The sequence below is a fragment of the Streptomyces luteogriseus genome, assembly GCF_014205055.1.
Taxonomy (GTDB): domain Bacteria; phylum Actinomycetota; class Actinomycetes; order Streptomycetales; family Streptomycetaceae; genus Streptomyces; species Streptomyces luteogriseus.
Genome location: NZ_JACHMS010000001.1, coordinates 341,007 through 363,423, shown reverse-complemented (window position 1 = coordinate 363,423; position 22,417 = coordinate 341,007). Strand labels below are relative to the sequence as shown.

At 72.3% G+C, this 22,417-nt stretch carries 21 protein-coding genes; 4 read left to right on the top strand and 17 right to left on the bottom strand.

All coding sequences use genetic code 11. The features are described from left to right. Nucleotides 1–7 precede the first annotated feature (7 nt). Together BJ965_RS01690 and BJ965_RS01685 are read right to left on the bottom strand one after the other, a co-directional pair. Nucleotides 8–622: a DNA polymerase ligase N-terminal domain-containing protein gene (locus BJ965_RS01690; RefSeq protein ID WP_184907003.1), complete on the bottom strand. Its 615-nt coding sequence runs from the start codon at nt 620–622 to the stop codon at nt 8–10. A gap of 40 nt (nt 623–662) precedes the next feature. Next, the gene (locus tag BJ965_RS01685) at nt 663–1,493 is read right to left on the bottom strand and encodes an aldo/keto reductase (protein ID WP_184907002.1); all 831 of its coding nucleotides are present in this window, start codon (nt 1,491–1,493) and stop codon (nt 663–665) included. 97 nt (nt 1,494–1,590) lie between these two features. Between BJ965_RS01685 and BJ965_RS01680 the strand changes: the two genes are divergently transcribed. Further along, entirely contained in the window at nt 1,591–2,655 is a 1,065-nt protein-coding gene (locus tag BJ965_RS01680; protein ID WP_184916655.1) for a LacI family DNA-binding transcriptional regulator, read from the top strand. Here the strand turns inward: BJ965_RS01680 and BJ965_RS01675 are convergent. From BJ965_RS01675 to BJ965_RS01660, 4 genes are read right to left on the bottom strand one after another with little or no spacing between them, the layout of a single operon-like run. After that, nucleotides 2,618–3,991, bottom strand: coding sequence for a glycoside hydrolase family 32 protein (locus tag BJ965_RS01675; protein ID WP_184907001.1), 1,374 nt, complete (start codon nt 3,989–3,991; stop codon nt 2,618–2,620). The two genes, BJ965_RS01680 and BJ965_RS01675, sit on opposite strands and share 38 nt — an antisense overlap. Further along, a complete protein-coding gene (locus BJ965_RS01670; RefSeq protein ID WP_184907000.1) occupies nt 3,988–4,842 on the bottom strand; it encodes a carbohydrate ABC transporter permease in 855 nt (284 codons plus the stop codon). Before BJ965_RS01670 ends, BJ965_RS01675 begins: the two co-directional genes overlap by 4 nt. Before the next feature lie 17 nt (nt 4,843–4,859). Then, on the bottom strand, nt 4,860–5,816 hold the full coding sequence (locus BJ965_RS01665; protein ID WP_184906999.1) for a carbohydrate ABC transporter permease: 957 nt from the start codon (nt 5,814–5,816) through the stop codon (nt 4,860–4,862). Continuing rightward, on the bottom strand, nt 5,813–7,222 hold the full coding sequence (locus BJ965_RS01660) for an extracellular solute-binding protein (RefSeq protein ID WP_184906998.1): 1,410 nt from the start codon (nt 7,220–7,222) through the stop codon (nt 5,813–5,815). Before BJ965_RS01660 ends, BJ965_RS01665 begins: the two co-directional genes overlap by 4 nt. Nucleotides 7,223–7,385: 163 nt before the next feature. Between BJ965_RS01660 and BJ965_RS01655 the strand changes: the two genes are divergently transcribed. Next, complete coding sequence (locus BJ965_RS01655) at nt 7,386–8,927, top strand: glycoside hydrolase family 32 protein (protein WP_184906997.1); 1,542 nt, start codon at nt 7,386–7,388, stop codon at nt 8,925–8,927. Here BJ965_RS01655 and BJ965_RS01650 read toward each other — a convergent pair. Further along, complete coding sequence (locus BJ965_RS01650) at nt 8,917–9,273, bottom strand: hypothetical protein (RefSeq protein ID WP_184906996.1); 357 nt, start codon at nt 9,271–9,273, stop codon at nt 8,917–8,919. The genes BJ965_RS01655 and BJ965_RS01650 overlap by 11 nt on opposite strands. A 149-nt stretch (nt 9,274–9,422) precedes the next feature. Between BJ965_RS01650 and BJ965_RS01645 the strand changes: the two genes are divergently transcribed. Next, nucleotides 9,423–10,397, top strand: a complete 975-nt coding sequence (locus BJ965_RS01645; RefSeq protein WP_184906995.1) for a TauD/TfdA dioxygenase family protein — start codon at nt 9,423–9,425, stop codon at nt 10,395–10,397. Between the two features lie 75 nt (nt 10,398–10,472). On the opposite strand, the gene BJ965_RS01640 is transcribed toward BJ965_RS01645, so the two are convergent. From BJ965_RS01640 to BJ965_RS01595, 10 genes are all read right to left on the bottom strand, one after another. Continuing rightward, nucleotides 10,473–12,338 (bottom strand): ABC transporter ATP-binding protein, encoded by a 1,866-nt coding sequence (locus BJ965_RS01640; protein ID WP_184906994.1) that lies wholly within the window; start codon nt 12,336–12,338, stop codon nt 10,473–10,475. After that, nucleotides 12,335–12,772 carry a lasso peptide biosynthesis B2 protein gene (locus tag BJ965_RS01635; protein WP_184906993.1) on the bottom strand — a complete coding sequence of 146 codons (438 nt, stop codon included), beginning with the start codon at nt 12,770–12,772 and terminating at the stop codon, nt 12,335–12,337. The genes BJ965_RS01640 and BJ965_RS01635 overlap by 4 nt, the downstream gene beginning before the upstream one ends. Then, nucleotides 12,769–13,023 carry a lasso peptide biosynthesis PqqD family chaperone gene (locus BJ965_RS01630; RefSeq protein WP_184906992.1) on the bottom strand — a complete coding sequence of 85 codons (255 nt, stop codon included), beginning with the start codon at nt 13,021–13,023 and terminating at the stop codon, nt 12,769–12,771. Before BJ965_RS01630 ends, BJ965_RS01635 begins: the two co-directional genes overlap by 4 nt. Before the next feature lie 35 nt (nt 13,024–13,058). Then, nucleotides 13,059–14,909 carry a lasso peptide isopeptide bond-forming cyclase gene (locus tag BJ965_RS01625; protein WP_184906991.1) on the bottom strand — a complete coding sequence of 617 codons (1,851 nt, stop codon included), beginning with the start codon at nt 14,907–14,909 and terminating at the stop codon, nt 13,059–13,061. A gap of 26 nt (nt 14,910–14,935) precedes the next feature. Continuing rightward, complete coding sequence (locus tag BJ965_RS01620; RefSeq protein WP_107047813.1) at nt 14,936–15,046, bottom strand: keywimysin-related RiPP; 111 nt, start codon at nt 15,044–15,046, stop codon at nt 14,936–14,938. A gap of 434 nt (nt 15,047–15,480) precedes the next feature. Next, nucleotides 15,481–16,509 (bottom strand): LLM class flavin-dependent oxidoreductase, encoded by a 1,029-nt coding sequence (locus tag BJ965_RS01615; protein WP_184906990.1) that lies wholly within the window; start codon nt 16,507–16,509, stop codon nt 15,481–15,483. A gap of 80 nt (nt 16,510–16,589) precedes the next feature. Beyond that, complete coding sequence (locus BJ965_RS01610) at nt 16,590–18,119, bottom strand: metallophosphoesterase family protein (RefSeq protein WP_184906989.1); 1,530 nt, start codon at nt 18,117–18,119, stop codon at nt 16,590–16,592. A gap of 47 nt (nt 18,120–18,166) precedes the next feature. Beyond that, complete coding sequence (locus BJ965_RS01605; protein WP_184906988.1) at nt 18,167–19,000, bottom strand: MHYT domain-containing protein; 834 nt, start codon at nt 18,998–19,000, stop codon at nt 18,167–18,169. A 72-nt stretch (nt 19,001–19,072) separates the two neighbouring features. Beyond that, nucleotides 19,073–19,876: a dienelactone hydrolase family protein gene (locus BJ965_RS01600; RefSeq protein ID WP_184906987.1), complete on the bottom strand. Its 804-nt coding sequence runs from the start codon at nt 19,874–19,876 to the stop codon at nt 19,073–19,075. 157 nt (nt 19,877–20,033) lie between these two features. Continuing rightward, nucleotides 20,034–20,654, bottom strand: a complete 621-nt coding sequence (locus tag BJ965_RS01595; protein ID WP_030853712.1) for an L-threonylcarbamoyladenylate synthase — start codon at nt 20,652–20,654, stop codon at nt 20,034–20,036. 169 nt (nt 20,655–20,823) lie between these two features. Here BJ965_RS01595 and BJ965_RS01590 point away from each other — a divergent pair, with 169 nt between their 5' ends. Then, a complete protein-coding gene (locus BJ965_RS01590) occupies nt 20,824–22,317 on the top strand; it encodes a helix-turn-helix domain-containing protein (RefSeq protein ID WP_184906986.1) in 1,494 nt (497 codons plus the stop codon). The last annotated feature ends 100 nt before the right edge of the window (nt 22,318–22,417 follow it).

The window sequence follows — 22,417 nt, the reverse complement described above, 5'->3', positions numbered from 1 at the left end:
GGCCGGCTCACTCGCCGGCCGCGTCCGAGGCGACCTGGGCGAGCGTGCGGCCGGACGTGGCCGAGCGGGCCCGGCGGGGATCGGGAGCCCCCTGCGCACGCCCCCCGCCGCCTGTCCGCTTCACCAGCAGCCAGGCCTCCTCGCCGTCGCCGTCCCGGCCGCTGCGGAACCGGGTCAGCGCGTACTCGCCGCGCAGCTTGGAGCCGCTCAGCCGGAACGTGGCGTGCCCGCGCTCCAGCGACTCCGCGAAGCCGACGGGCCGGCCCTTGCGGTCGTGGCTCAGCGGCTCGTACGTACCGTGGTCCCAGACGATCACCGTGCCGCCGCCGTACTCGCCACGGGGGATCACGCCCTCGAACTCCTCGTACTCCAGCGGATGGTCCTCCGTGGGCACGGCCAGCCGTTTGTCCTTCGGGTCGGCCGAGGGGCCCTTCGGGACCGACCAGGACTTCAGCACGTCGTCCACCTGCAAGCGGAAGTCGAAGTGCATCGTGCTCGCGTCGTGGATCTGCACCACGAACCGGGGCCGGTCCCCGGCGGACGCACCGCGTCCCCGGGGCTCGCCGGTCCGGTCGAAGTCGCGTTTGCCGCGGTAGTCCCGCAGCCGGTCCCGGTCACTCACCTGCGGCTCCTTCCCGCCTCGCGGGCGCCCCGGGTACCCGTCAGAACTCCTCGTGCACCTCGGGGTCCCCGCCGAGCCGCCGCCGCTCCCGGTCCGCGACGGCCCGCATCTCGTCCTCGCCCAGCTCGAAGCCGAAGACGTCGAGGTTGGCGCGCTGCCGCTCGGGGTTCGCCGACTTCGGGATGGGCACCGCGCCCAGCTGCGTGTGCCAGCGCAGCACGACCTGCCCGGGCGACACCCCGTGCGCCTCGGCGATCCGCGCCACGGCGGGGTCCTCCAGCAGGGGCGTGCCCCGGCCCAGCGGGCTCCAGCTCTCGGTGACGACGCCCTTGTCCGCGTGGAAGGCGCGCAGGTCGTCCTGCGGCAGCAGGGGATGCAGCTCGATCTGGTTGACCGAGGGCAGCACCCCGGTCTCCTTCTCCAGCCTCTCGATGTTCCCGGCCGTGAAGTTGGAGACGCCGATCGACCGCACGAGTCCCTCCTCGCGCAGCTTGATCATGGCCTTCCAGGAGTCGACGTACCGGTCCACGCGCGGCAGCGGCCAGTGGATCAGGTACAGGTCGACGTACTCCAGACCCAGGCGGGCCCGCGACTCCTCGAAGGACGCGAGGGTCTCCTCGTAGCCGTGGTGCCGGCCCGGGAGCTTCGTCGTCACGACGATCTCATCGCGCGGCACCACGCCGGAGGCCACACCGCGGCCGACCCCCCTCTCGTTGCGGTAGTTCGTCGCCGTGTCGATCAGGCGGTAGCCCGCCTCCAGGGCCGAGAGCACCGCCTGCTGCGCCTCGTCGTCACCGAGCGGCCAGGTCCCCAGGCCCAGGGCGGGGAGCGTCGTACCGTCGTTGAGCGTGTGTGCCGGGATGCTGATCACCGTCGGACCTTCCCGTTGACTGTGTCGTCCCTCCAGCGTCACGGATAGGGTGAGCAATGATCAACCGGACGGGTGGGGGATGAAGGCGGCGGACGGCATGGGCAGCGCCGAGGAGAAGCCGGCGACGGGATCGGGACGACCCACCTCACGGGACGTCGCACGGCTCGCCGGCGTGTCGCACACCGCTGTGTCCTTCGTGTTCAACGGCCGGGCCGCCGGCAACCTCTCGCCCGCCACCCAGGAACGCATCCGGCAGGCCGCCACCCAGCTCGGCTACCGGCCCGACCCCGTCGCCCGCGGCCTGCGCCGCAGCCGTACGGCCGTGATCGGCCTGGTCACCGACGAGATCGCCTCCTCGCCGTTCGCCGGACGGCTGCTGCGCGGCGCCATGGACACGGCCTGGGCGGGCGAGCACCTGGTCCTCACCATCGACTCCGGCGGCGACCCGGACAAGGAGGACGCCGCGGTCGCCGAACTCCTCGACCGGCGCGTCGACGGCATCATCTACGCCGCCATGTCGCTGCGCAGCGTCCGTGTCCCCGAGGGCCTGCACCGCACCCTCTCCGTCCTCGCCAACTGCCTGCCGGAGGACGACTCGCTGCCCGCCGTCATCCCCGCCGAGCGCGCCGGCGGCCGTACGGCGGCCCGGCTGCTCCTGGAACAGGGGCACCGGCGGGTCGCGCTCGTCGGCGGGCAGGACGACATCGCCTCCGCGGAGCGGCTGCGCGGCTTCCGCGACGCGCTGCGGGCCGAGGGCATCACCGTGCCGCGCGACTGGGTGGTCCGCACCGGAGGAGAGATCTCCGCCGGCTACGAGGGCGCCACACGCCTCCTCGACAACGCCCCGCCCGAGCTCAGGCCCACCGGGATCTTCGCCTACAACGACCGGGTCGCGGCGGGCGTCCTGCACGCCGCGACCCGGCTCGGCATCACCGTCCCCGGCGACCTGTCGGTGGTGGGCTACGACGATCAGGAGCACATGGCCGCCCACCTCGCGCCGCCCCTCACCACGGTCGCGCTGCCCCACCGGGCGATGGGGGAGGCCGCCGCGCGGCTGCTCCTCGACGCCCTCGCCACGGGCCGGACGCCGCCCGCCACGGTGCGGCGCCTGGCCTGCCCGGTGATCAGCCGTTCGTCGGTGGGACCAGCTCCCATCCGGTGACCGACGCCCCGGGTGTCACGCTCAACTCCCTGATGTCGTCCGCGCGTTCGTAGACCCGCTCGGTGACCGTGGCCCGGTCGCCGACGAACAGTTCGTACAGCGAGCCGTCGACGAGGACGCGCAGGGTGAGCTCCCCCGGCGGCACCGGGACGACGACCGGTGCCACGGCCTCCTCGCGGGGCCAGCCGTCCCGGTTCAGCGTCACGGTGCCCGCCTCCGGGTCCAGGACGACCGTCAGCCCGTCGCCCGCGGCCGACCTCAGCAGACTCACCGTGGTGCGGGCGCGGGCGCCGACCGTCAGGTCGTAGGCCGCCGGAAGCGCGGTCCGGCCCGGGGTGGTGACGAACGGCTCGGCGGCCCGCAGCCGGTGCAGCTCCGGGGCAGGCGACACCCGCAGCGCCCCGTCCGGATGGACGTCGACGACCCGGGGAGCGGTGAGGACACCGGCCCAGTCGGCCCCGCCCTGCTCGCGGGCCTCCCACGACCAGCCCCACATCAGGGCGCGGTCCGGTTCCTGGAGCACGGCGGGGGCGTAGAAGTCGCGGCCGTGATCGAGCAGACCGCCTGTGCGGGCGGTGAAGCGCAGGTCCGTGTCCAGGCGGCCCGTGAGGTAGCCCGTGGTCCACGGGTGGCCGTCCCACAGGGACACCACCAGCACCCACGCGCCGTCCCGCGCGGCGTACAGCTGCGGGCACTCCCAGCCGGTGGCCCGGCTGCCGAACGTGGCCCGGGCGGCCGGGTCATGGCCGTCCAGGAGCACACCCGCGAACCGCCAGTCGGTGAGGTCGTCGCAGTCGTAGAGGAGAACCGACGGGGTGCCATCGGCGTGCCCCGCGCCGACCAGCGCCCAGCGCCGGCCGTCGTGCCGGAAGACGAACGGGTCGCGGAACATCACCACGTCAAGGCCCTCGGGCGGGCCCGTGACCACCGGGGCGGGCAGCGGCGTCCAGTCGGTCAGCGCGGGATCGTCGGGGTCCGCCGCCCGCGCCAGACAGATCGTGCCGAGCCCGGTGTGGTGCCGGTCGACCCCCGTGTAGACGGCCGTCGGCACGCCCCCGTCGTCGACCGTGCACCCCGACCAGCAGCCCGCCTCGTCCGGGCCGCCCGGGGTGGGGGTGAGCGCGACCGGATGGTGCTCCCAGTGCGCGAGGTCGGCGCTGGAGGCATGGCCCCAGTGGACGTTGGCGTGCACCGGGGCGTCCGGGTTGTGCTGGTAGAAGAGGTGATGGCGGCCGCGCCAGCGGAAGGGACCGTTGGGGTCGTTCATCCAGTTGGCGGGCGGGCGGACCCGGAAGCGCGGGGCGTGGGGGTCGTGCGGGGGAGCGGCGAGGCTCAACGGTTGACTCCTGCGGACGTGATGCCCTCACGCAGAGGGCGCTGGCCGACGACGAACACGGCGACGGCGGGGATCATGGAGAGGACGACACCGGCGAGCACCACGGAGACGGAACCGGTGCCGAGGTTGCCCTGGAGGGAGACCAGCCCCAGCGGCAGGGTGTAGTTCTGGCCCGACGTCTCGAGGATCAGCGGGCGGAAGAACTCGTTCCAGTGGTAGTTGAAGGCCAGGACACCGACGATCGCGAGGCCGGGCGCGGCCAGCGGGGCGTACACCGACCGGAAGGTCCGCCAGGGTCCGGCCCCGTCCAGCATCGCCGCCTCGCCCAGGTCCTTGGGCATGCCGAGGAAGTACTGGCGCATCAGGAACGTGCCGAACGCGGTCGGGAAGGCCGGGATGATCAGCCCGAGCAGGGTGTCGGTCAGGCTCATCGACTTCAGTACCAGGAACACCGGCACGATGGTGACCTGCAACGGCACCATCATCGTCGCCAGCACCAGACCGAACAGCGGCTTCTTGAAGCGGAACTCCAGCCGGGCGAAGGCGTATCCGGCCAGGCCCGCCGTGATCATCTGGCCGACGGCGATCAGAGCCGTGACCAGAGTGGAGTTCAACGCCAGCAGCCAGACGTCGATCTGGTCGAACACCCCGCGGTACGCCTCGGTGGAGGGGTTCGAGGGGATGAGCTGCGGCGGGAGGTCGAACGCCTCGGCGGGGGTGCGCAGCGAGGTGGACACCGTCCACACCACCGGGCCGAGGGTGAGCAGCGCGCACATGGTCAGGCCGGCGATCCGCGCCCACGGCGCGAGCCCGTGCCGCACACGGCTGGAGGACAGGGTTGCTTGGCTCATGGGAGGACTCACCCGGCTCACTGGTAGTGGACGAAACGCCGGCTGAGCCGGAACTGGAGGGCGGTGACCGCCATGATCAGCACGAACAGCAGCACACCCACCGCGGACGCCTCACCGAAGCGCAGCTGCTCGAACGCCGTCTCGTAGATGACCATCACGACCGTGCGGGTGGAGTCGCCGGGGCCGCCGTTGGTGAGGACGTACGGCTGCTCGAAGACCTGGAGGGCGTTGATGATGCCGACGACCGAGGCGACCAGCAGCGTCGGGGAGAGCAGGGGCAGCGTGACGGTCAGGTGCTTGCGCAGGCCCGTCGCACCGTCGAGGGCCGCGGCCTCGTGGATCTCCTTCGGGATGTTGTTCAGCCCGCCGACGAACAGCAGGAACGAGAAGCCGAACTGCTGCCAGACATAGACCAGGACCACCGTCGCCATCGCCGCGTTCTCCGACGTCAGCCACGGCACCGGCGCGATCCCGACGAAGCCGAGCGCCCAGTTGATGACTCCGAAGTCCTGGTTGAACAGGTACTTCATCACCACCGAGATCGACGCGGCGGACAGCACCAGCGGGAAGAAGAACGCCGAGCGGAACACCGACCGCAGCCACACCGGCATGCGCCCGTTGAGGGTCAGCGCGAGGGCCAGCGCGACGAAGAGTTGCAGCGCCACCGCGAACACCATGAAGACCAGGGTGTTGCGGAAGGAGACCAGCACGGTCTCGTCGCCGAACACCTCGCCGTAGTTGGAGAGGCCGGCGTAGGACGGCGAGTCGATGACGTTCCAGTGGAACAGGCTCAGGACCACCGAGCCGAGGATGGGCACGACCGTGAAGACGACGATCCCGACGATCGTCGGGGTCAGGAACATCGTGGCCAGCAGCCGGGTGCCGCGGTCACGGGCCGAGGGACCCTTCGGTGCCGGGGCCGGCGGGACCGCGGGGCGCTCGGCGCGCGCGAGCGGTATCTGGGTGTTCGTCATACGTCACGCTCCATGGCCTTCTCCAGATCGCCCTGCATCCGGCGCAGCGCGGGACGCACCGAACGCGCGGAGGCCAGGGCCGTGCCGGTGTGCTTCAGCAGCACCTGCTCGACCTCGGCGACCTGCGGCGGCGCCGGGATGGGTCCCGTGTCGGGGAACCGGTCGAGGGTGTCGTAGAAGACCGGCCAGTGGTCCGGGCCGGTCTTCGCGTAGCGGCCGGCGGTCAGCAGGGAGCGGCGGGCCGGGGTCGTCTGGTTCGTGGCGAACAGCCGCTCCAGGGTGTCCTTGCGGGCGGCGTACTTGATGAACTCCCACGCCTCGTCCTGCATCTTCGACGTGCGCAGCAGCGCGTAGCCCGCCGCGCCGTACTGCATGCGCTGGGTGCGCCAGCGCGGGAAGTACTGCACGTCGAACCCGTCCCGCTCCATGCCGGCCAGGTGGAGTCCGCCCGCCCAGAAGCCGCCCGCCGGGGTGACGCCGACCCGGCCGGTGGAGAACACGCCGATGAGGTTCTGGCCGTTGCCGCCCTCGGGGCGGGTGCACAGGCCGTCCTGGATCAGGGAGGCGAGATAGTCGTAGACCTCCTCCACCCGGTCGTGCGTGGCCTGCGGCGTCGTCCAGCGAAAGCCCCCGCCGCGGCCCGTGCGCTGCCCGGCCGGATAGAAGCCGTCCCACAGCCAGTCGCCGCCGGGTGCCTTGGACTCGGTGAGCAGGTTGGTGTCGTTCGCGAACAGCCAGGGCACCACGCCGCCCCAGAGCCGGTTGGTCCAGAAGTACGGCGTGAAGCGGGAGCCGCTCGACTTCTTCATGTCCCGCAGCAGTGCCGTGAAGTCGTCGCGGGTCCAGTCGGCCGGCGGGAAATCAGCGCCGGCCCGGCGCAGCACCTGGCGGTTGAAGTACATGTCGGCCGCGTTGAACTCCACCGGCAGCTGGTAGAGGCTGCCCTCGTACATCATCGACTCCACCAGCGAGGGGTGGACGTCGCTGAAGTACTCCTTCAATTCGGCCGCGTCCCGCTTCACCCACTTGTCCAGGGCCACCCCGAGCCGCTGCGCGAACAGCTGCACGCCCTCGGTGGCGACGTAGACGAGGTCGGGGGCGGTGCCCGCGGCGACCTGGGTGAGGATCTTCGCGAAGAAGTCCGACCAGTCGACCGCCTGGACCGCGTTGATCCGGAGCTTGATGTCGGGGTGCTGCTCCGCGAAGCCCTCCTGGAGCGTGCGGATGGCCTCCGGCCCGTAGGCGGGGCCCAGCGTGGCGACGACGAGGGAGCCGTCGTCCCGGCCGGGGATGTCGGCTCCGGTGAGCCGGTCCCAGCTCGCGGCGGTGCCGGCCAGGGCGGCGGCTCCCGCGCCGTAGGCGCCGTACCGCAGCAGGGCGCGGCGGGTGAGGTGCGAGTCGGTCATCGTGTGAGGGGCCTAACTCGTGTTAGCCGTGGATTGATGCCCCAGATGATGTGAGTGCGGAACGAGCCTGTCAAGGCGTGCGGGCGCTTGACCTTTAACGAGTTAGGTCCGAAAGTCCTGATCCCATGAGCCGCAGTTTCCGAGGAGAGGGACGAGGTGTGTGATGGGTGGGATCACCAGGAGGGCACTGTTCGCCGGTTCGGCCGTGGGCGCGGCCGGCGCCCTGCTGCCGACCGCGGGTCCGGCGGTGGCCGGGCCACGGACGGCCCGGGCGAGCTACCGCGCCGGCTACCACTTCACCGTCCCCGAGCAGTGGAAGAACGACCCGCAGAGGCCGGTCTGGATCGACGGCAGCTATCACTACTACTACCTGCACAACGCCGACTACCTCGCCGGTGAGATCGGCACCGCCTGGCGCCTGGCCACCAGCACCGACCTGGTCTCCTTCACCGACCGGGGCATCGCCGTGCCCAAGGACACCACGCCCAACGGCGACGTCTGGTCGGGTTCGGCCGTGGTCGACACGCACGACACGGCCGGCTTCGGGGCGGGCGCGGTCGTCGTGCTGGCCACGATGTCACCGCACGACGGCCCGGCAGACCAGGCGCAGTACCTGTACTACTCCACCGACGGCGGCCGCACCTTCGCCCCGCACGGCACCGACCCGGTGCTGCCCAATCCCGGCGTGCGCGACTTCCGCGACCCCAAGGTGATCCGCGACGAGGAGCGCGGCCGGTGGGTGATGACCCTCGCCGAGAACGACAAGGTGGGCTTCTATCACTCCGCCGACCTCAAGACCTGGACGTATGTGAGCGGGTTCGTCAAGGGCGGCATCGGCGTGCTGGAGTGTCCCGACCTGTTCCGGATCCGCGCCGGGGACGGCACGGTGAAGTGGGTCCTCGGGGTGAGCGCCAACGGCAAGGGCGCCGGGCTGCCCAACACGTACGCGTACTGGACGGGTTCCTTCGACGGCAGTGCCTTCACGGCCGACGCGGCCGATCCGCAGTGGCTGGACTACGGCTGGGACTGGTACGGCGCGGTCACCTTCGACAAGCGCGGCACCGACGGCACCCTCGACGAGAGCGGCCGCTACGCGATCGGCTGGCTGAACAACTGGGACTACGCCCACTTCACGCCCACGATCGACAGCGACGGCTTCAACGGCACCGACTCGATCGTCCGCGAGGTCACTTTGAAGCGCGGGGGTGACGGCACGTACTTCCTGGCGTCCCGGCCGGTCGCCGCGCTCGACCGGTACGTCTCGCGGACGGTGCGGCTCGGCGATCTGGAGGTCGAGGGCACGCGCCTGCTCGACTACCGGGGCACCGCCTACGAGCTGACCTGCGAAATCACCTGGGACCAGGTCACGGGTGCCGGGGTGCAACTGCGGCGCTCCCCGGACGGCGTCCGGCACATCGACGCGGGTGTCCACCGCGACTACGCCTACCTCAACCGCCGCCCCACCGTGTCTCCCGACATGACGGGCAGGTGGCAGGAGAGCCACAGCCCCTTCGACCCGGCCGGGCGGGCGGTGCGGTTGCGCATCCTGGTCGACCGCACCTCCGTGGAGATGTTCGTGGACGACGGCCGGTACGTGCACTCGTCGGCGGCCTTCCCGTACCTGGTCGACTCGGGGCTCGCGCTGTTCACGGTGGACGGGAAGGCGGTGTTCCGGAACACCGTGATCCGCGAGTTCAGGGTGTAGGGCGGGCGTTCCCGCGCAGCAGAGCCCCGGTCTGCTCGAAACCGCGGTCCCGGACGAGGGGCCGGGAACCCTCCACCGCGTCGACCCAGTCGTCGATCGCCGCGTGGGAGGTGCGCACGGCGTCGATCAGCTCCTCGACGAGCCGCAGCGTGTCCTCGCCGAGGTTCGCCCTGAGCTGGTCGAGCGTCACCTCCCGGTAGGGCATGCCCAGTTGCCACCAGAACCGCATGAGGTAGCGGCACTCCTGCTGGTCGCGGTCGTCGGCGAGCCGGTCGTGGATCACCCGGCGGACATACCCGCGTTGCTCCTCGTCGCGAAAGCCGGCCGGCAGGTCCGTCAAGGTCATGGGGCCCGACGCTACCGACGAAGGCCGCCCGGCTCGACCGGATTTCCCTCTCGCCCCGGCCCTCTCGTCGAGGCATGGTCGCCCTCGGCTGAGATCGCTGTCACGATCTTCGGGAAGGCCGGACCACGCCCACGACCAGCGGAGCGCTCATGACGACGGACAGCGGGATGACGGACGAGGTGGCGCGCAAGGCCGGGCTGGAGGTGAAACCGGTCGCCGGGTACATCGGGGCCGAGATCGGCGGGGTCGATCTGGCCGGGGATCTCGACGACGCCGTGGTCGCCGCGATCCGGGCGGCGGTGCTGCGGTGGAAGGTGGTGTTCTTCCGGGGGCAACGACTGGACCACGCCGGGCACGTGGCGTTCGCGCGCCGGTTCGGCGAGATCGTGGAGCTGCCCCGGCGGGGCAAGGCCTCGCCCCCGGACTTCCCCGGGATCGAGACGACCGCCGACCGGCTGGAGCTGGGCGGGCGGTTCGGCATGGAGCACGACGAGTGGCTGCGGCGCCGCCGGCACACGCTGCTGCGCGGCTGGCACTGCGACCACGGCGCCCGCGTCGACCCTCCCGCCGCGACGATCCTGCGCGCCGAGACCGTACCGCCCTACGGCGGCGACACCACCTGGTCGAACCTGGCGGCGGCGTACGCCGGACTCTCCGCGCCGCTGCGGCGGTTCGTCGACGGACTGCGGGCCGAACACCGGCTCGGCGTCGGCTACCAGCCCCGTCCCGGCGACGACGCGTACGTCCGCCACCTGCTCGACCGTCAGGTCGCCTCCCTGCACCCCCTGGTGCGGGTCCACCCGGAGACGGGGGAGCGGATCCTGTACGTCAACGGCTACTACGTCGAGCAGATCGCCGGCCTCTCCCGGCCCGAGAGCGCCGCGATCCTGGACATGCTGCTGGAGCAGGCCGTACGCCCCGAGTACACGGTCCGCTTCCGCTGGGAGCCGGGCAGCGTGGCGTTCTGGGACAACCGCGCCACGATGCATCTGGCCCCCGGCGACACCGCCCACCTCGACCATCCGCGGATCATGCACCGGGTGATGCTCGCCGGGGACGTGCCCGTCGGGGTGGACGGCACGCCGTCGGAGCCGGTCACGGGGACCGAGCCGGGCTGCTGGTGACCCCACCCCGGACCGGAGAGCCGGGCCACGTGCGCGCCCTCGTCGTGAGGGGCGCCTGGTGGGCGGGTGTTCTGTTCAGGTGCTCTTCGGCGGTGGCTCCCCACCCGGACGGAGCATCTGGCTCGCGGCCAGCTCGCGGTAGAGGGTACTGCCGGCCAGCAGGTCCTCGTGACGTCCGCCGGCGACCGTGCGGCCGTCCTGGAGCACCACGATGTGGTCGGCGTGCTGCACGGTGGACAGACGGTGGGCGATGACCAGCAGGGCGCACTCCTGGGCGACGTCCTTCATGACGGTGGTGAGCGCCGACTCGTTGATCGCGTCGAGGTGCGAGGTGGGCTCGTCCAGCAGCAGCAACGCGGGCCGGGCCAGCAACGCGCGCGCGAGGGCGACACGTTGACGTTCGCCGCCGGAGAGGTTGCAGCCGTGTTCACCGATGACGGCGGCCAGGCCCCCGGGCAGCCGGTCGACGACCTCGTCGAGCCGGGCCAGTTCGACGACGCGCCGGATCTCCGCCTCGGTCGCGTCGGGCACGGCGTAGGTGATGTTGTCCCGAAGGGTGCCGTGGACCACGTGGGTGGTCTGGTCGACCACGGCGATGCCCCGGCGGCACTCACCGCGAGTGAGTCCGGTCGCCGGCCGCCCGTTGAAGAGCAGGGTGCCCGCATCCGGCTCGTAGAACCTCGCGACCAGGGCGAACACCGTACTCTTGCCGGCTCCCGACGGGCCCACCAGGGCCACGTGCCGGCGCTGTGGGACGGCGAACGAGACACCGCGCAGGACCGGCCGCTGTGGGGCGTAGCCGAAGTGGACGTCGTCCAGGACGAGAACGGGGTGTTCGCGAGTCCCGGGCGTCCCGGTCGGCTGCGTCACGGGTGCGGGGTCCGCCGGGTCGGCGGGTGCGGTGGGCTCCACCGGGAGGCGGAGCGCCTCGTCGATGCGCTGGTAGGCGCCCATTCCGCGCTGGATGAGGCCCACCGCGCGGAAGACGGACGACAACGGCAGGACGAGGTACGAGGCGTACAGCAGGAACGCTACGAGATCACCGAGGGAGCCGGCATGACCGCCGACGCGCAGGCCGCCGACGACCAGGACGATGAGGAAGGAGCCCTGCACGGCGAGTTCGACGGCGGAGCTCATCACGGAGGCGAGCTTGGCGGTGCGCACCCCCGCGCCGTAGGCCGCGTCCACGCGGGCGCCGATGCCGGCCGCCTCCCGCTCCTCGGCCCGGTGCACACGGACCATCGGCAGGGCGCTCAGGGCCCGTTCGAGGTCGGCGGCGACGGCACCGACCGAGCCCTGCATGTGTGCGGAGGCGTTCCTGATCCCCGTGAGCAGCGAGGCGACGACCACGGCAGACGCCGCCACGGTCACGACGACCAGGAGCAGCAGCAGAGGGTCCAGCCACGCCATGAGGGCGATCGCCCCGGCCGCGATCAGGCTTCCCGTCACGAGGTCGACCAGGGCCTGGGACACGACCTCACGCAGCAGGGTCGTGTCGGTGGTCACTCGGGAGATGAGGTCGCCGCTCCGGTGGCGGTCGTACTCCCTCATCTCCAGGCGGAGCAGCCGGCCCACCAGCCCGTGCCGAAGCTGACGTACGACGCCTTCGCCCATCCGTTCCAGGAGGAAGCGCCCCGCCGCTCCCGTCGCCGCCTCGACGACGAACAGCATGGCGAGGAGGGCCAGCAGCGGCCAGATGACCTGTCCGCGGCCGCTCGCGTCCACGACCTGCTTGGCGACGAGCGGCTGGGCCAGCCCCAGGGCGGATCCTACGAGGGTCAGCACGCCGGCGACGGCGATGGCGCTGCGATGCCCGGCGGTGAGCCGGTACATCGTGGCCACCGCCGCCAGGGTGGACGTGTCGGTGGCGCGCTTGCCGGTGTCGGTGTCGGTGTCGGCGATCGTGGTCCGGCCGCCGCGCGGAACCGTCGCCCCGGTCATCGGTCGGCAGGCCCGGTCAGCGGGGCGACGGCGACCAGCCGGGCGAAGTAGCCCTGCGGGACTCCCTCGCCGACGGGGCTGCCTTCGGCCTCGACCCAGGCGTGCGCGGTGAAGGGCGGAGTGACCCGTACGCCGGTGCACCAGGTCGGCCATGTTCCGCCGAGCCGGCACAGCAGTGCCGCTCCCAGGGAACGCGGCAGGCACCCCTTCGGCCCGGCGCAGCGCAGGCTGACGGCGCACATGGCATCGCGGGCGTTGCGGGCCTGTCCGGCGGTCGCCGGTGCGGCGCCGCGCCGAAGGACGCCGAGCACGGTGCGGATGTGGCGCGGCGGCAGCAGGGCCAGGGCGACCGCGGGGAGCAGGACGAGGCGGGCGGTCAGGCGCCGGGCCAGGGGAACACCGGTCGGCCGCTCCAGCGCGCTGGGCGTCGTCATGAGGCGAGCCCCGACTCGCGCAGTCCACGGACGAGCGTCTCGACGTCCTGGAGGGCCTGCGCCCGGTCGACGTCGAACTCCCGGACCAGCGCGGCGGCCGCGTCCGACTCCTCGCCGCCGTCCAGCAGCGTCCGTACCACCAAGGTGGCCGTCGGGTTCAACTCCCAGTAGGCGCCGACCTGTTCGTCCAGCAGGACGGTACCGTAGTCGGTCTCGGCCGTGGAGACGTTGTCGCCGAACCGCAGGGGCATGTGGGGGCCTTTCTGACGTGTCTGACGGGGGGCGGTCAGGATTGCGGGACACGGGCGCGGCCGCGTGCGAGCCCGCGCAGCCACACCTCCGCGGCGATCGTGGAGTAGAGGATGGCGTCGGAGAGCCCCGGGGAGGCGGGCCGCCGCGCGAGGCGGCGCAGCTCGGAGCCGTCCACCAGGCCCAGTTCCGCCAGCCGTGAGTCCTCCCACAGGGCCAGCAGATCGGCACGGTGTTCGCGCAGTCCGTTGGAGGCGTCCATGGAGGCCGTGGCCTTGTTGCTGCGTCGCAGGCACTCCTCCGGCACGATCCCGCGCATCGCGGCGGTCAGCACGGGCTTGTACCGCCAGGGCGTGACGCGCTCGCTCGGACGTACGGACAGACACGCCTCGATGACGCGGTCGTCCAGGAAGGGGGAGGCCATCGGCAGGCCGGCGCGGGCCGCCATCCGGTCCCACTGCCGGATGACGCGGGTGCAGGAGCGGATCTGCTCCAGGTCGGTGTGCAGTCCACGGTCCGGATGCAGCGGAGAGGCCGTCGACGCCGCTTCGAGCAGTGCCCGGCGGGCCATCCGCTCGGCCTCGGGCGTCACCCAGTCGAACAGGCGCGGGGTCATGCCCCAGCCGAGACCTGTCGTGACGGACGGGGGCAACGGGCCACGCAGATCACCGGCGGCGTCGGCGAGCCATGTGCCGTACGGACGGACGTCGGCGAGGGCGCGCAGTGTGCCGCCGAGCGGCCATTGCCACAGCGCCCGGAAGCCGCGCAACTGACGCGCGGCGAACAGGGGGCGGATGCGCAGCAGCCGGTGGTAGTAGGCCTCCGAGCACCAGGCCACGTGGTCGCCGCCGATGCCGGTCAGATGCAACCGGCTGCCGCGTGCCGCGAGGCCGGGCAGGTGGTGCAGGACCCGGGAACGGTCCATGACGCCGATGGTGGGTTCGTCGAGGAGGTCGTCGATGCCGAGCAGGTCCTCGTAGACCAGCGGGGAGGCGTCGGCATCCCAGACCACGTGCTCGACGTCCGGCAGGTGACCCATCGCCCGTTCGGCCCAGGCCAGGTCGGTGTCGGCCGGATCGCGTCCCGGCCACGTGCTGGCGACCACGCGGGCGGGGGAGCGGTCGGCCAGGAAGCAGACGGAGGTGGAGTCCAGGCCCCCGGACAGATCGCAGCTCACGACGCCGCCCTGCCGGGTCCGCGCGCCGACGGCCTCCTCCAGCGCCGTCCGGATCAGGGGAGCCGCGTCGGCGAGCGGCCGGACCGGCTCCGGCGGCGTCCACCAGCGAGTGTGCCGTGCGGTGCGCCCGTCGGCGGCGATCACGAGGGCGGTCTGCGGAGGAACGGCGGTGACCGCACGCCACATCGACGTCTCGAACAGCGGGTAGGGGGCGGGCCACAGCAGCCTGACGGCCAGTTCCTCCACGGCGGGTTCCAGGCGCAGGACGGTGGCCAGGGTGTCGGCCCGGGTCGCGGCCACCCGAACGCCGTCGATCTCCGCGTGGAAGACGAGCCGCAGCCCGGAGGCCGTGCCCTGCACTCTGGTCCGGCCGTCGAGGGTGCCGACGAGGTGGAAACTGCCGGGGAGGGACCGGGCCAGCGCGTCGAGCTCCGCGAGATCACGCAGCTGCGCTGCCCGGCGTCGGAGTTCACCGGCGTCGACCGGACAGCAGCCGACGACGGCGAGGGAGGCGCCGCGGGCGCTCGCCGTGACGACCTCGTCGTCGTGCCAGTGGCCGACCAGCCAGGGCCGGCCCGACGCGTGCGTCAGGGTCCGGCTTCCGGGGCGGGCGAAGGAGCGGGCCGCGGCGGCCGCGTCCGCACGGTCGGTGAAGACCGCGAAGTGCGCGTCGCCGGGGCCCGTCCCCGCACTTTCGTGCAGTTCAGTCATGACGTCGGGTCAAGGACCGTCGGTCGTCAGTTCTTGCTCAGGATCAGCCGGTCGTTGCCGGAGCGCTGGAGGAGCCCCGTCTCCTTCCGGAACGTACCGAGCCGGACGAGCGTCGGCGCCTCGTATGCCTTCTTCATGACCACTCCTCACGTGCAGGTTCGCCACCCGCTGCCCTGACCGACGGCCCTGGGGACCGGCCCAGGTGCCGCCGGTCGGCGCCGGGCTCATCGGGAACCCGGGCCGGGAAGCGGACGCATCAACAGCTAGCTGCAGAGCGTGAGTCCAAGGCAAGAGCCCTCGCAAAGCTCGGATAATCCGCAAAATCCGACGTCCTCGGGTGGTGCGCCGGCTCTCGTTCGGTCGGCGCAGGCGCGGGCCGATGGTGCGGCCGGGGTGTGCAAGGGTTCGCATGAACGTTTCGACATGCGCCTCCTGCGGATGCTCGCGGTACCTGCCAGGGCGGTCCGACGGCGGCCGGGCGGGAGCCGCCGGGGCGCACTCCGGGGCAACGGCGTGCTCCCCTTCGCCGGGGGGACCACGAGATTCCTTGCCGAGTACGACACCGACAGGGCTAGGTGCTCGGCTGCCATCCCAGGGCCGGGCCCAGCTGTGTCGCCATGTCGGTGAGGATCTGCACGTAGTCCTCGTGCTCGAAGGAGAACGGCAGGGCGAACGCCACCTCGTCCACCTCCCGGAACGCGGCGTGCGCCCGCAGCCGTCCGGCGATCTCCGCCGAGGCCCCGACCAGGTCCGGCGCGAACAACAGCCGCGCCGGTCCCTGCGGTGCCGTCGTGCGGGGGGTGCGCTGCGCGGCGTACTCCTCGTACCGGGCGCGTTGTCCGGGCGAGGCCGAGTCCGTGGGGATGACGACCAGGCCCTGCGAGACCCGGGCGGCCTCGCCGTCGGGGTGGGCGGCGCGGAAGGCGCGGATCTGGGCGAGCTGGATCTCCGCGAAGTCGTAGGGACCCTCGGGCTCTTCGGCCTTGACGACGCTGCTGGTGAGGAGGTTCATGCCGTGCTCGCCGGCCCACCGGGCCGACCGCAGGCTGCCGCCCCCGTACCAGAGGCGGCGGCCCAGGCCCGGGGAGTGCGGCTGCACCCGGTCGGAGAAGACCTCGAAGCCCTCGGCCCCGCTGAAGTCCGTCGCCGGCTTGCCCCGCACGAAGTCGAGCAGCCGCTCCACCCGCCCGTAGCCGAAGTCTTCGGCGTCGGCCGTGTCCGGGTAGAGCGCGTCCTTGACCTGGTCGAAGTGCATGGGCGGGCCCACGCTCACGCCCGGGTTGAGCCGGCCCCCGGACAGCAGGTCGACCGTGGCCAGGTCCTCCGCCAGCCGCAGCGGGTTCTCCCAGCCGAGCGGGATCACCGCCGTGCCGAGTTCGATGCGGCGCGTGCGCTGGGAGGCGGCGGACAGGACGGCGACGGGGGAGGAGATGCCGTACTGCAGGTGCCGGTGACGCACCCACGCGCTGTCGAAACCGAGCCGTTCCCCCAGCTCGATGATCTCCAGCGTCGACTCGTGGCCCCGGCGCGGGTCCGCCGCGTCGAACAGGCCGATGGTCAGGAAGCCCAGCCTGCGCAGCGGTCGCGGGGTCGGCGGCACGAGCCCTCCATCATTGAACCTTCAATGGCCTACGGAGGTGCCAACCCGGCGGAGGCCCGTGCTGTTCCCGGTCCGCCCGGTCAGCGCTGTCCCGTTCCGCCCGGTCGGCGCAGCGGGATCGTCACCTCGTCCTCGACCGGCGGGGCCACTTCCTGCGCGCGGTTGCCCGTGGCGGCGTAACAGCGCAGCCGGACCGACTCCGGGGAGACGTCCAGCCGCAGGAAACACTTGAAGAACGGCGGGCTGTACGTCGCCGAGCTCGGCGAGAACAGCGACGTGTAGATCTTCCGCACCGGCAGCCGGAACCGCCTGGCCTTGTCGGGGCGGCGCCCGGTGCCGAGCAGCCCGGCGACCAGGCGGACGCGCCGGGTGACACGGGTCGGGGTGCCCGGGGCGCGGGTGGGTTTGATGCCGAGGCGCTCGGCGATCACGGCCGTCGCCTCGGCCTCGGTGAGCGTGAAGAAGCGGCGCATCCGCAGCCGCCGGCCGTAGAGGCGGCTGTAGAAGGCCAGGGAGTCGCCGCGCAGCGGGTAGCAGCGGAAGTCCTGCTCGGAGACGCCCGCGACGTTGACCCGGGGGATCGTGTGGGTGGCGTGCATGAACGCGCCGCCCCCGCCCGCGACGACGTACTGGAGCGTACGCCCGTCCTCCAGCCGGACCGGGTAGCGCTGGTAGTTGTGGATGTCGCCGCCGATCGCCGCCACATAGTGGTGTTCCGGATCGCGGACGACGTCGTCCACGGTGCCGCCCCCCTCGATGGCGCACGGCTCGCACCGGCCGTCCACAAACAAGGGTGAACCGGTGACCAGGATCTTGGGGCGGGGCCCCCGGGAGACCTCGCGCAGCCAGGCGCCCTGCTCGGCGTCGAGGGTGCCGAGCAGACCCGTGTCGATGCCGACGATCCGCACCGGACCGGCGTCGATCGCCCAGTACGGGCCGGGCTGGACGGCCTGTTGCTCCGCAGCGGAGCGCAACGTGCGTGCCTCGGCGAGGTGTTGCCCCGCGTCCGGACGCGGCCGGTGCCACAGCAGCGAACGCAGCCAGGCCCGGGTGAGCGGACGGGGCCGGGGTTCGGGCGGCAGGGGTGGGGCGTCGTCGCAGAAGACGCGCATGAAGCCGTCGAGGTCCTCGTACCAGTCGTGGTTGCCGGGTATCGCGTAGATCGGCGCCCGGTAGTCCTGGTACGGCCGGAAGAACTTGGTGTCGTAGTCGTCCGCGCTGCCCACCGGGTAGATCACGTCACTGGCCAGCACTGCGAACCGCGAATCCTGACCGGCCTTCAGAAAGCCCGGCACGACGGCGTACTGGGGGTCGTCCCCCTCACCGGTGTCACCGATCACCAGGAACGAGAACCGGTCCGGGTCGTCGCGCCGGAGCACCTTGTCGGCCGGTGCGCCGCAGGCCGCCCGCTGCGCCACCCACCGGCTGCGCGTCCGGCCGGTCGGGTCCCCGAACCACGAGGCCAGCACGCCGTTGCGGGCGACCCACAGCATCCTCGGGTCCAGCCAGGAGATCTTCTCGGCCTGCGGCGGCATCAACCGCTGGTAGGCGCCCCGTTCACTGGTACCCCAGCCGGCGCCTTCGGCGGTATCGCGTGAGGAGTCAGACACCGGTGCACCGTAACAATCGATCTACGCGCCGTCCGCCGGCGGGCCGCTCACCGCTTGCGGGTCCGGGAGGCCGACGCGCGCCACGAAGGGCGGTGCGGGTCCGCCGAGTTGGCGGCGGAGGCCTCCGGCCGGGGGGCCGGCGACCGCTCGCCCAGCACCAGCAGGGGATCGAACATCACCACGACCCCCGCCAGCAGCAGGAAGACCACCGGTCCCAGCAGCATGGGCAGCAGCAGGGACGTGGGTGAGTCGCCCGCCCAGGTCCCGCCGGTCGAGTCGTGCACATGGACACTGACGGCGGCCATGCCCGTGTAGTGCATTCCGGACACCGCCACGCCCATCACCAGGCTCGCCCCGAGGCTCGTCAGAAAGCCGCGGATGGTGACGGCCGACCACAGCGCGGCGGTCGCGGCGCCGACGGCGATCAGTACGGACAGCGCGACCCCGACCGGGTCGTAGCCGACCTCGCCGTTCAGCCGCATCGCCGCCATGCCCAGGTAGTGCATGCCCGCCACGCCGAGTCCGGTGAACGCGCCGGCGACCGCCAGCGTGACGCCGCCCGTGCCGCGGTAGCCGACGATGAACACGCCGACGCCCACCACGGCGACGGCCACGACGAGGCTGAGCACCGTCGTGGCCGCGTCGTACCGGACCCGGGTCTCCTCCACATGGAAGCCGATCATGGCGATGAAGTGCATCGTCCAGATGCCGCATCCGATGGCGGCGGCGCCTAACGCCAGCCAGCCCGCCTTCCACGACTGCGCGTCGAGCAGCGAGCGCACGATGCACCGCAGTCCCAGCGCCCCTCCCAGGCAGGCCATCAGATAGGCCGCCACCGGGGTCACCGCGCCGTAGCGGAACCCGTCGACCGTGCCGTCCATGAGTCAACTCCCCCGAAGTCATGGCTGGTTCCCAGCAAGGTCTACGCGCAGGGATCGCGGGGGAGCAAGCCCTTACCGTCGGTAGGCCGTCAACTTCCCGTCCAGGGGAGTCGATTGGGGTCGGAATGTGCGCTTCAGCAGGTCGAGCAGCGCCGACCAGTGCCGCTCGTCGCCCTCTCGGTGGTACGACGCGGTGTCGGCCTGCGTGAAGCCGTGGGGCGCGCCCTTGTACACCTCGCACCGGTGACGGACGCCCGCCGATGTCAGGGCCTCCTCCAGGCGCCGGATCTGCTCCTCGGGCAGGGAGGGGTCCTGGTCGGCGTGGCCGAAGTACAGCTCGGCGGTGACCTTGTCCGCCACGAGGTGAGGACTGTCCGGGGTGTCCGTGGCCAGCCGCCCGCCGTGGAATCCGGCCGCGGCGGCGACCCGCTCCGGGTAGGTGCCGGCGGTGAGCAGCGAGAGGCGGGCGCCCATGCAGTAGCCGGTCAGCGCGACCGGGCCGTCGGCCACGGCCGGGTGCCCGTCCAGCCAGTTCAGATACGCGTCGGCGTCCCGCATCGCCAGGTCGGGGGTCAGGGTCTGCATGACCGGGACGATGCGCTCGAACATCTCCGGCCTGGCCCCCGGGTCGATGTACTCGGGCAGGTCGAACAGCGGGGCACGGCCGTGCCGGTGGAACAGGTTCGGCACCAGCACCGTGTAGCCCTCGGCGGCCAGCCGGTCGGCCATGGACCGCAGCTGCGGGCGCAGACCGAAGGCGTCCATGAAGACCAGGACCGCCGGGTGGGCGGCCCCGTCGTCGGGGTGGGCCAGATACGCGTCGGCGGTGCCGTCGGCGGTGGGGATGTCGACGGCGGTTCCCTGTACGGCGGTCATGGCTGGGCTGCCTCTCTGCGGGGTGGGGGTCAGGAAGCCCGTCCGCGTGCGTGACCGGGCGGATCAAGGTCATCGTGACACGCCCGTGCCGGGGGCATTTCGCCCACCCCCGGCACGTGGTTGAACCATGAACGCCCCTTGATCCCCGCTTTGCCGTCTACTCGAACCGGGAGGCGTCGCCCGCGCCGTACCGCACGATCTCGGCCTCCCCGCCGGAGAAGTCGACGACCGTCGTCGGCTCGGTACCGCAGTCGCCGGAGTCGACCACCCCGTCCAGCACGTGGTCGAGCAGGTCCTTGATCTCCCAGCCCTGCGTCATCGGCTCCTCCTCGCCGGGCAGCAGCAGGGTGCTGGACAGCAGCGGCTCACCGAGCTCCGCGAGCAGGGCCTGGGTGACGACATGGTCGGGGATGCGCACGCCGACCGTCTTCTTCTTGGGGTGCTGCAGCACGCGCGGCACCTCCTTCGTCGCGGGCAGGATGAACGTGTAGCTGCCCGGCGTCGACGCCTTGATCGCGCGGAACACGTCGTTGTCGATCCGCACGAACTGGCCGAGCTGCGCGAAGTCCTGGCACACCAGGGTGAAGTGGTGCCGGTCGTCCAGCTTGCGGATCGTACGGATCCGGTCGATGCCGTCCCGGCTGCCGAGGCGGCAGCCCAGTGCGTAGCAGGAGTCCGTGGGGTAGGCGACAAGAGCGTCGGCACGGATGCTGTCGGCGATCTGGCCGATGGTGCGGGGCTGGGGGTTGTCGGGGTGCACGTCGTAGTACTTCGCCATCCGTCGAGCTTATGCCGCCGGCGGGGGTCGCCGGCGCAGGAGGGGGCCGGGCCGGGGACGGCGGCCCCCGCCGCCCCCGCGTTCGGCCGGGGTGAGAGCCCCAGGGACGTGAGGTAACGTCCCCGACCGGTGCGCCGGAGGCGGCGCGAGGAGCGAGGGGAAGGCCGAGGTGACAGGCCGAGAGGACGGGAACCGGCAGCGGGAGACGCGGGCCGGCACGGATCCGGTATGGGCGGAGGAACTGCTCGAGCACCTGCGCCCGGCAGGACGCGATGTCCGCAGGGTCGTCGCCTGGCTCGCCGGCACCGTGGGTGCGACCGTGGCCCTGCAGGACGCCGCCGGGAACCTCGTCGCCGGAAACCGGCTCCCCCTCGACGAGGACCTGGTCACGGACATCACCACCGGCCGGCTCGCCTCCGCGGCCTGGCAGAGCCGGGAGCGCCACCTGCGTCTGGTCAGGGTGGAGCACCCGTCCCACACCTGCGTGCTGGCCGTCTCCCGGCAGACCCCCTTCGACCGGCGGGCCTCCGAGGTCGTCACCCACACCGCCCAGGTGATCGAGCTGCTGCTGACGGCGGGCGAGTCGACCGCGGCCGGGCACCGGCTGCGCCGGGCCACCGCCGATCTGCGCCTGGCGATCCTGCAACTGCTGATGGTCGAGGACACCATCGCCGCCCGCCGCGTCGCCGCCGGACTCTGGCCCGGACTGCTCGACGCCGACACGGCGTGCGTGTACGTCGTGGAGTCCGCTCCCGCCCTGCGCGACCGCATCGCCGAGGAGTGCCTGGACGGCACCCGGGAGGACGCCCTGGTCGTGCGCTGCCCGGCCATGGACGGGCACGTGATCGTCGTCAGCCCCCGGGAGGCCACGGGCGACGCCCTGCTGTCCCTGGTGGGACGGCACTCGGACCTCTTCCTCGGCGGCAGCGTCCGGCAGAGCCTCGCCCGGACCGCCACGGCCTACGGGCAGGCAGTCAGCGCCCTGGCCGTCGCGCACTTCCGGCCCGACAGGGCGGCCGTCTACGCCGAGCGCACCCACCCCGAGCGCCTCATGGACCCCGTGGCGCTGCGCGGCTGGACGTCACGGGTGCTGCGCCCGCTCGACACCCTGCCGCACCACACCCGCGCCGAACTCCTCGCCACCACCCGACTCGGCCTGGAGTTCACCGCGGTCAACGCCGCCAAGGTCCTCGGAGTCAGCCGCAACACCGTCCGCGCCCGCATGGAACGCGTCGAGTCCCTGCTCGGCACCGACTTCGCCGACCTCACGGTCCGGGCAGTCGTCCACCTGGCGCTCAACACCCAGATCGGACTGGCCGACGCCCGGTTCGACGACGGCACCGGCGACCCGGGGCTGCGGCTCGCCGACCTGCTGTCCGGCCCCGGCGTCCGCACCTGGGCGCAGGACCTGCTGGGCCGGCTGGACGCCGACGCCAGGAACCCGCGCCGGACGCTGCGCACCTGGATCGCCGCCGGCGGAAACGCCGAACGGGCCGCGCAGGCGCTGGGTGTGCACGCCCAGACCGTGCGCGAACACGTCCGCAGTGCCGAACCCGTCCTGGAGCGCCAGCTGCTCGCCGCGGGCACCGACCTCTACGAGGTCGTGCTGGCGCACCTGGCCGTGGGCGACCTCGACGTGCCGGACTTCCGGCCTTCCGCGTGAGCCGGATTTGCCTCCTGGGCAACCGGTTGACTTGGTTCGGACGGGACGAAACCGGGCCATCCGGACTGAGCTGTGCACGGGTGAGTCCTGCTGAGCGCGT